This is a genomic window from Streptomyces sp. NPDC048002, assembly GCF_040653275.1.
Lineage (GTDB): Bacteria > Actinomycetota > Actinomycetes > Streptomycetales > Streptomycetaceae > Streptomyces.
Genome location: NZ_JBEZNL010000089.1, coordinates 1 through 2495 on the forward strand (window position 1 = coordinate 1; position 2495 = coordinate 2495).

General features: G+C 71.5%; 2 protein-coding genes and 1 pseudogene. All 3 read left to right on the forward strand.

Annotated elements, in window-relative coordinates; translation table 11 throughout:
- Nucleotides 1–1080: GTP-binding protein (locus AB0E07_RS39790; RefSeq protein WP_362263368.1), on the forward strand; the 1080-nt coding region annotated here is incomplete at its 5' end.
- 118 nt (nt 1081–1198) lie between these two features.
- The gene (locus AB0E07_RS39795) at nt 1199–2299 is read left to right on the forward strand and encodes an aliphatic sulfonate ABC transporter substrate-binding protein (RefSeq protein ID WP_362263370.1); all 1101 of its coding nucleotides are present in this window, start codon (nt 1199–1201) and stop codon (nt 2297–2299) included.
- Nucleotides 2300–2340: 41 nt separating this feature from the next.
- Nucleotides 2341–2495 (forward strand): annotated as a pseudogene (locus AB0E07_RS39800) (ABC transporter ATP-binding protein); the annotation flags it as partial.

Here is a 2495-nt window from a genome sequence, read left to right on the forward strand (position 1 = left end):
TACTTCGCCACCCCCAGGCGCCGCTTCATCCTCGCCGACACCCCCGGCCACGTGCAGTACACCCGCAACATGGTCACCGGCGCCTCCACCGCCGAGCTGACGGTCATCCTGATCGACGCCCGCAACGGCGTCGTCGAGCAGACCCGCCGGCACGCGGCGCTCGCCGCGCTGCTGCGCGTGCCGCACGTGGTCCTCGCCGTCAACAAGATGGACCTCGTCGGCTACCAGGAGGCCGTCTTCGCGGCCATCGCCGAGGAGTTCACGGCGTACGCGACCGAACTGGGCGTCCCCGAGGTCACCGCGATCCCGATCTCGGCCCTTGAGGGCGACAACGTGGTGGAGCCGTCGGCCCACATGGACTGGTACGGCGGCCCGACGGTGCTGGAGCACCTGGAGACCGTCCCGGTCACCCACGACCTCAGCCACTGCCACGCGCGGCTGCCCGTGCAGTACGTGATCCGTCCGCAGACCGCCGAGCACCCCGACTACCGCGGCTACGCGGGCCAGATCGCGGCGGGCTCGTTCCGGGTCGGCGAGGCCGTCACCGTACTGCCCTCCGGCCGCACCTCCCGGATCTCCGGGATCGACGTGCTCGGCAAGCCGGTCGACGTCGCGTGGACCACGCAGTCGGTGACCGTCCTGTTGGAGGACGACATCGACATCTCCCGCGGCGACCTGCTGGTGCCGACCAAGGACGCCCCGCCCACCACGCAGGACGTCGAGGCCACCGTCTGCCACGTCGCCGACCAGCCGCTCACCGTCGGCCACCGGGTGCTCCTCAAGCACGGCACCCGCACGGTCAAGGCGATCGTGAAGGACATCCCCTCCCGGCTCACGCTGGACGACCTGTCCCTGCACCCGCACCCGGGACAGCTCGTCGCCAACGACATCGGCCGGGTGAAGATCCGCACCGCCGAGCCGCTGCCCGTCGACTCCTACGCCGACTCGCGGCGCACGGGTTCGTTCATCCTGATCGACCCCAGCGACGGCACCACGCTCACCGCCGGCATGGTCGGTGAGTCCTTCGCCTCCCCGGAGCCCGTCAAGGACGAGGCCGAGGACGACGGCTGGGACTTCTGACCGTGCACCCCCGGGGCGGCGCGGCCCGATGTCCCGACAGCCGCCCCCCGTACGTCCGCCGTTCCCCCGGCCGCGCCTGAACAGGGCGCGGGCCGGGCCACCGAGAGGAACCCCTCCCGTGCCTGCCATCCCCGCCCCGCGCCGTGCCCTCGCGGTACTGGCCGTGCTGCCGCTGGCGCTCGCGGCCGCGTGCGGCTACGGCTCCCAGGCGGTGGAGAACACCGAGCGGGCGATCCCGGGGGCGGCGCGGACCGACGGTCTGGACTCGGTGCGCATCGGCTACTTCGGGAACCTCACCCACGCCACCGCCCTGGTGGGGCGGCACGAGGGGATCTTCCAGAAGGAGCTGGGCGGCACGACGGCCAAGTACGCGGCCTTCAACGCCGGTCCCTCCGAGATCGAGGCGCTCAACTCCGGGTCCATCGACATCGGGTGGATCGGGCCGTCCCCGGCGGTCAACGGGTACGTCAAGGCGCACGGCGAGAACCTGAGGATCATCTCCGGCTCCGCCTCGGGCGGGGTCAAGCTGGTGGTCGACCCGGAGAAGGTCAAGTCCCCGGAGGACGTCAAGGGCAAGCGGATCGCCACTCCGCAGCTGGGCAACACCCAGGACGTGGCCTTCCTCAACTGGGTCGCCGAGCAGGGCTGGAAGGTCGACCCGCAGAGCGGCACCGGCGACGTGTCGGTGGTCCGCTCCGACAACAAGGTCACGCCCGACCTCTACCGGTCCGGTTCGATCGACGGCGCCTGGGTGCCGGAGCCGACCGCCTCCAAGCTGGTCGCCGAGGGCGGCAGGGTCCTGCTGGACGAGTCCGACCTGTGGCCGGACGAGGAGTTCGTGATCACGAACGTGATCGTGTCGCAGACGTTCCTCAAGGAGCACCCGAAGGCCGTGGAGGCCGTGCTGAGGGCCTCTGTGGCGGCGAACCGCTGGATCGCGGCCCACCCGGAGGAGGCGAAGGCCGCGGCCAACGCCCAGCTGGCCGAGGACACCGGGAAGGCGCTGCCCGCCGACGTCATCGACGCGGCCTGGCCCTCGATCGACTTCACCGACGATCCGCTGGCGGCCTCGCTGCGCACCCAGGCCACCCACGCGGTGCAGGCCGGTCTGCTAGAACAGCCCGACCTGAACGGCATCTACGACCTCGCCCCGCTGAACAAGGTCCTCAAGGCCGAGGGCCGGGACCCGGTCGACGACGCCGGTCTCGGCGCCCGGTGACCCCGCCAGCCCGTCCGATGAGTTCCCAGGAGGTGACGACCATGGCAACCACCCTCGCCAAGGCCGCCGGCACGGATGCGTCCGTGGGGCATGCCGCGCGGATCGAGCACGTCTCGAAGTCCTTCGCCGGCCCCGCCGGACAGCAGCTCGTCCTCGACGACATCTCCCTCGACGTCGCCCCCGGCGAGTTCGTCAC